Origin of the sequence: Mammaliicoccus stepanovicii (genome assembly GCF_002902525.1) — a bacterium.
Classification (GTDB): domain Bacteria; phylum Bacillota; class Bacilli; order Staphylococcales; family Staphylococcaceae; genus Mammaliicoccus; species Mammaliicoccus stepanovicii.
The window spans coordinates 46,307-52,477 of record NZ_PPQZ01000019.1 but is presented as its reverse complement, the minus strand read 5'-3'; the positions used below and the strand labels follow the sequence as shown (position 1 = coordinate 52,477).

Sequence of the window (6,171 nt, the reverse complement as noted above, 5' to 3'; positions counted from 1 at the left end):
GTTATAATACAACTATATCTAAACAAATGAGGAAGATAATTATGAAATTTTGGAGTATATTTACCACTTTGTACATCGGGATATTTTTACTGTTATGTTTAATATTTTTAAATAATATTCAAGAAGCGAGTAATATTTATTTCTATGTTATGACCGTATTATTTGCAGTTAGTTGGATGATTGCTATGAAACAAGATGGTGTAGGAACAGTTTCTAGACAAGCCATTCGAAAATTCAATTTTCATTTAAAATCAAAGGCTTCTCAAGAATATTTACAAGATGATCCTTTAATGAACCCAAATATGAAAGATATTTCTATTAAAGAACGAAAAAAATACGAATGGTTATTCCCATTCGTCGTATTGAGCACAGTCTTTTTCTTTGTATCTATTATTATTGGATTTATGATTTAACCTTACATATTCCAGCACAAAATACATAAAAACGGACAAACATGAAAATCCTAAGATTTAGCATGTTTGTCCGTTTTTATTTGTCATAATTTACAATTCAATTAACTGATTTTATTTAAATTTCTTAAATAGTAACACTGCATTATGTCCACCGAAGCCTAGACTATTACTCATAGCATATTCGATGTCTAATTTAGCAGCTTTATTTGGTGTATAGTCAATGTCAATTTCTGGATCTGGAGAATCAGCATTGATTGTTGGTGCGATAATACTATTCTCAATAGATAGTGCTGTTAAGATAGTTTCAACTGCACCAGTAGCACCTAATAAATGACCCATCATAGATTTAGTTGAACTTACTTTTAAGTCTTTAACTGCATCTCCAAATGTTGATTTAATAGCAAGAACTTCATATAAATCACCAATTGGCGTACTTGTCCCATGTGCATTTAAATATTGAATATCTTCTGCTTTAATTCCTGCATCATCTATAGCTGCTTGCATCGCACGTGCACCACCTTCTCCATTTGGTGCTGGTGCTGTAATATGGTATGCATCTCCAGTAGAACCATAGCCTACTACTTCTGCGTATATGTGTGCACCACGTGCTTGTGCTGATTCTAATGATTCTAAGACAACAACGCCTGCACCTTCACCCATAATGAAACCGTCTCTTCCTTCTTGGAATGGACGACAAGCTGTGTTTTTATCAGGATTTGTTGATAATGCTTTACTTGCACTAAATCCTGCAATAGCCATTTCTGTAATAGGTGCTTCTGTACCACCCGCTAACATTAAATCAGCATCTCCACGTTGTATGATCTTGAATGCTTCTCCAATTGAATTTGTACCAGTTGCACAAGCCGTTACTGTACAACCGTTAGGGCCTTTTGCACCTAAGTCGATTGACACTTGTCCAGTTGCCATATCCGGTATCATCATCGGAACGAAGAAAGGACTCACTCTCTTTGGCCCTCTTTCAAGTAGCATATTATGAGAATACTCAAATGTTTCCATTCCACCAATACCTGACCCAATCCAAACACCAATACGATGACTGTTTTCATCAGTGATTTCGAATTTAGAGTCTTTTAATGCTTCCCGAGCTGCCACGATTGCGTATTTTGTAAATCTATCCATTCTACGCCCGTCTTTTTTAGGTATGTGATCATCAAGATTGAAATCTTTTAATTCTCCTGCTAATTTGGCAGGAAACTCCGTTACGTCAATCCTCGTAATCTCATCTATACCATTTACACCGTTAATTGCATTTTCCCATGTTGTAGGCACGTCATTACCTAATGGATTTAACGTTCCTAAACCAGTAAGTACAACACGTTTGTTTTCTGTCATTGTTAAATTTCCTCCTATTTACCCCAGCGTAATGTTATGGCGCCCCATGTTAAGCCACCACCAAATCCGACCAGGACTAATGTATCATTATCTTTTATTTTACCTTGTTCTAATTCATATGCAATACTTAAGGGTATTGAAGCTGCAGAAGTATTTCCATATCGATCTACAGTCACACTCATTTTCTCTTTCTCAATCCCTAATCTTTCTCGTGCAGACTCCATAATTCTTATATTTGCTTGGTGTGGTATGAACATGTCAATATCATCTGATTGTAGTCCAGCTTTCTCTACAACTTTAGTAGATGCTTCCCCCATAATTCTTACCGCAAATTTAAATACTTCTCTACCGTTCATTCTAATGACATGTTGATCCATATCTTGATAAAGATGTGGTGCACCATTTCCATCTGAACCTAATTCAACGCCTAAAATTCCTCTTCCTTCAGAAACTTCACCTACAATAGCTGCACCTGCTCCATCTCCGAAAAGAATCGCAGTACCTCTATCATTCATGTCAGTAATTTTCGATAATTTATCTGCTCCAACTACTAAAACATTTTTATATAGTCCTGAACTTACATATTGCTGTGCAGTAACTAATCCATAAATAAATCCTGTACACGCAGCAAGTTGATCAATTGAAGGCACTTTATTTAAGCCTAACCGTTTTTGTAGCAATGTTGCAACAGTTGGAAAAGGCTTATCTCCTGTTGAAGTTGCAACTATAATCATTTCTATTTCATCTTTATCTAAACCGGAATCTTCTATTGCTTTGACTGATGCTTCATAAGCAAGATCACTCGTATCTTGGTCTTCAGCTGCATATCGTCTTTCTTTAATGCCAGTCATTTTTTTAATCCATTCGTCTGATGTATCTAAATAACTTTCGAAATACTCATTTTTAACTACGCGTTCTGGATAATATGCTCCAAAACCTTTTATACCAATATCCATTATATTGACACCTTCTTATAATCTGTTGTTATTATCAGGTACTAATTTAACATACCTTTACCATTATATACAAGTTAATTACACATATCATAAATATTTTAAATCGTTTTCATTATAATAGGTATACAATTTGTAGAAAGTTAATTATAATAAAGGATATGATATAAAATGTAACGGAGGAAATAACATGCAATATATTATTACATTTATTTGGGCATTCCTTTTATCTCAAATGATAAACTTTGTGTTACATAGTTTAGGCGGATCAGAAGAACCAATAAATTTAGTTAACCCTACAATCTATTCTGTAATCATTACAATAGTTGTAATTTTAATTAGTTTAGCTGTTGGCAAATCTTCACGTACTAAAGAACAACAATAGAAGAAATAATACTGGGACATTATTGTCCCCTAAACTTAAAAAGCAGAAGAAATTCAGATTTGAATCTGAATTTCTTCTGCTTTTAGTTTTGAGTTAGTTCTAATGTCTGAGGAATATATTTTCGATCATCTCTTGGATTAACTTCTGTGTTATTCCATGACTTTGCCTATTTCGTGGATTAATTTCCGAGTTATTCCATGACTTTGCCTATTTCGTGGATTAACTTCTGTGTTATTCCATGGCTTTGCCTATTTCGTGGATTAACTTCTGTGTTATTCCATGACTTTGAAGTATTTCGCAAAAAGTTGAACCAAATTCAAACGAAAAAGGGTCTGAAATCATAAAAAAACGAGAAAATCACATTTCATCATGATTTTCTCGTTTCGTTTTAGCCTGGAACGCATTATTTCAAAGGCTCTTTTTTATTTAATCATTTACTGTAAACTTAACTTCTTCATTGTCTAAATAAACATCAACTTCAGTTCCCTCTTTAAGGTCTTGACCGATCATTAATCTAGCTAATGGTGTTTCAATTTGTCTTTGTACGAAACGTTTTAATGGTCTAGCACCAAATTGAGGTTCATATGCTTCTTTAGCAATCCATTCTTTCACTTCTTGATTTACATTCACTTTAATATGTTGATCTAATAAGCGAATATTTAAATTTGTAATAATGTGATCAACGATATAACTCATATCTTTAACATTTAATGGTTTAAATAATACGATATCGTCCATTCGGTTTAATATTTCTGGTTTGAAGTATGCATGTAAACTTTCATTCACTTGTTTCTTAGCTGATTCTTCAATCTCACCTGATTCAGTAACGCCATCAAGTAAGTATTGTGAACCGATGTTACTTGTCATAATGATGATTGTATTTTTGAAATCAACACTACGGCCTTTTGCATCAGTTAATCTACCTTCATCTAATAATTGAAGTAACACATTAAATACATCATTGTGTGCTTTTTCAATTTCATCAAGTAATATTACTGAATAAGGCTGTCTTCTTACCGCTTCAGTAAGTTGTCCACCTTCTTCATAGCCAACATAGCCAGGAGGCGCACCAATTAATCTTGCGACAGAGTGTTTTTCCATATATTCACTCATATCGATTCGAATCATATGTTTTTCTGAATCGAATAATGTTGCTGCTAATGTTTTTGCAAGTTCTGTTTTACCCACACCAGTTGGTCCTAAGAACAAGAAACTACCTATTGGTCTGTTAGGGTCTTTAATACCCGCTCTCGCTCTTACAACAGCATCTGAAACCAAATCAACGGCTTCATTTTGACCAACGACACGTTCATGTAGTATATCAGATAATTTAAGTAATTTTTCTCTTTCAGTTTCTACTAATCTAGAAACCGGAATACCTGTCCATTGGCTAACAATATAACCAATTTCTTCATCTGTTACGACCTCTCTTATTAAACGGTCATGATCTGAACCTGTTTCTTCAATAAATGCTTCTTCAAGGTCTTTTAATTCTGCTTCAATTTGTGGAATCTTACCATGTTTTAATTCTGCTGCTTTGCCTAAGTCATATTGACTTTCAGCATTTTCTAAAGCTTGTTTACTTTCATCTAACTCTGCTCTTTTTTCTTGTAGCGCTTTAATTTGTTCTTTTTCTTGTTCAACTTTATTTTGAAGTTGTTGTTGTTTTTCTTTTTCGTCTGCTAATTCTCTTTGCAATTCTTCTAATCTCATTTGACTGCTTTGATCAGATTCTGATTTTAAAGCATTTTCTTCAATTTCAAGTTGCATAACACGTCTATTAACAGCGTCTAGTTCTGTAGGATTTGATCCCATTTCTGTTCTAATTGTTGCACAAGCTTGGTCTACTAAATCAATTGCTTTATCAGGTAAAAAACGATCTGTAATATATCTATCAGAGAGTTCTGCTGCTGCAACAAGTGCTTTATCTTGAATTCGAACTCCGTGGTGAACTTCATAGCGTTCTTTTAACCCTCTTAAAATGGATACCGTATCTTCTAGGTCTGGTTCTTTTACATTTACTTTTTGGAATCTACGTTCTAAAGCTGAGTCTTTCTCGATATATTGACGATATTCATTTAATGTAGTTGCACCGATACAATGTAACTCACCACGTGCCAACATCGGTTTAAGCATATTACCAGCATCCATTGCGCCATCAGTTTTACCAGCGCCTACTAACATATGAATTTCATCTATGAATAGTAATATACGTCCTTCTGATTCTTTAACTTCTTTTAAAACTGCTTTAAGTCTTTCTTCAAACTCACCTCTGAATTTAGCTCCAGCTACTAATGCTGATAAATCTAATTCGAACACAGTTTTATCTAACAATGACTCTGGAACGTCTTTTTTAACGATACGTTGAGCTAATCCTTCAACGATTGCTGTTTTACCTACACCAGGTTCACCAATTAAAACTGGATTGTTTTTAGTTTTACGACTTAAAATACGAATCGTATTTCTAATTTCTTCATCACGACCAATTACTGGATCCATCTTTCCTTTTCTAACTTCTTCTACTAAATCTCTTCCGTATTTGGATAATGCTTCGTATTGTACTTCAGGATTTTGTGATGTCACTCGATTTCCCCCTCTTATTTTATTTATAATTTCGTTTACAACTTCTTGTTTGTTACCGACACTTTCTTTAGTTGTTTGGTCAACTTCCATTGCTGCTTTTAACAAATGTTCCATTGACATAAATTCATCTTGCATAGACTCTTTAATTTGATCTGCTTTATTAAATAATTCATTCAGGTTTGGTGAAATATATTGTCCGTATTGAACATTTTCACCTTTCACTACAGAATATTGATCTAATTTTTGTTTATATGCTTTTTCTAATAATTCCGTATCTATATCCGCTCTATCTAAGGTTCTTTTAAAAATACTTTCATCTTCATTTAATGCTGATAGTAATACAGCTTCTATTTCAATATTTTGTAGTTTATGTGATTGAGATAATTGTTGCGCTTTTTCAATAACACTTTGAACTGAATATGTCATTTGATTTATATCCAATTGTATCACCTCTTATTTAATGATGGTCAATAGTTTGACTATC

5 protein-coding genes are annotated in these 6,171 nt (G+C 33.6%); 2 read left to right on the top strand and 3 right to left on the bottom strand.

Going from position 1 to position 6,171, the window contains the following annotated elements; all coding sequences use genetic code 11:
* On the top strand, positions 1-413 hold a 413-nt coding region (locus CD111_RS04305), incomplete at its 5' end, for a hypothetical protein (RefSeq protein ID WP_240610491.1).
* A 111-nt stretch (positions 414-524) separates the two neighbouring features.
* Here the strand turns inward: CD111_RS04305 and fabF are convergent.
* A complete protein-coding gene (fabF, locus tag CD111_RS04300; protein ID WP_095088897.1) occupies positions 525-1,766 on the bottom strand; it encodes a beta-ketoacyl-ACP synthase II in 1,242 nt (413 codons plus the stop codon).
* Positions 1,767-1,780: 14 nt separating this feature from the next.
* Positions 1,781-2,722: a beta-ketoacyl-ACP synthase III gene (locus CD111_RS04295; protein ID WP_095088898.1), complete on the bottom strand. Its 942-nt coding sequence runs from the start codon at positions 2,720-2,722 to the stop codon at positions 1,781-1,783.
* 187 nt (positions 2,723-2,909) lie between these two features.
* Here CD111_RS04295 and CD111_RS04290 point away from each other — a divergent pair, with 187 nt between their 5' ends.
* Positions 2,910-3,104, top strand: coding sequence for a DUF2929 family protein (locus CD111_RS04290; RefSeq protein WP_095088900.1), 195 nt, complete (start codon positions 2,910-2,912; stop codon positions 3,102-3,104).
* A 426-nt stretch (positions 3,105-3,530) separates the two neighbouring features.
* Here the strand turns inward: CD111_RS04290 and clpB are convergent, their stop codons facing one another.
* The gene (gene clpB, locus CD111_RS04285; protein ID WP_095088902.1) at positions 3,531-6,128 is read right to left on the bottom strand and encodes an ATP-dependent chaperone ClpB; all 2,598 of its coding nucleotides are present in this window, start codon (positions 6,126-6,128) and stop codon (positions 3,531-3,533) included.
* Positions 6,129-6,171 lie beyond the last annotated feature (43 nt).

Bases quoted from the DNA above. Each gene is read 5' to 3' on its own strand.
- fabF (WP_095088897.1), bottom strand. From the start codon at position 1,766: ATGACAGAAAACAAACGTGTTGTACTTACTGGTTTAGGAACGTTAAAT.
- CD111_RS04295 (WP_095088898.1), bottom strand. From the start codon at position 2,722: ATGGATATTGGTATAAAAGGTTTTGGAGCATATTATCCAGAACGCGTA.
- CD111_RS04290 (WP_095088900.1), top strand. From the start codon at position 2,910: ATGCAATATATTATTACATTTATTTGGGCATTCCTTTTATCTCAAATG.